Source organism: Parvimonas sp. D9, assembly GCF_035282565.1.
In the GTDB taxonomy this organism is placed as follows: Bacteria; Bacillota; Clostridia; order Tissierellales; family Peptoniphilaceae; genus Parvimonas; species Parvimonas micra.
Map to the genome: position 1 here is coordinate 1 of NZ_JAYKBM010000223.1, position 249 is coordinate 249.

Annotated in this window: 1 pseudogene; it reads right to left on the minus strand. The window is 51.0% G+C overall.

Going from position 1 to position 249, the window contains the following annotated elements:
- A pseudogene (locus VJI94_RS08650) lies at nucleotides 1-196 on the minus strand (acetaldehyde dehydrogenase (acetylating)); the annotation flags it as partial.
- Nucleotides 197-249 lie beyond the last annotated feature (53 nt).

Sequence of the window (249 nt, forward strand, 5' to 3'; positions counted from 1 at the left end):
CTGCACTCTTACTTGAAATGGTCGCTACAATCTCTGCATACTCTACTTGCTGCACTCTGTTGATGGCATGGACCATGGGAATCGTGGCCTGGCCGCCGCAAGTAATTAAGTTGATGTTGTCTGCAGCTAAGTGCTCACCAATATTGACTGGCGGAACGACGAATGGGCCGACTGCAGCCGGAGTTAAATCAAGCACTTGCTTCCCGGCTTTCCGCAATAATTTGGCGTGCCTGATATGTGCTTTGGCGG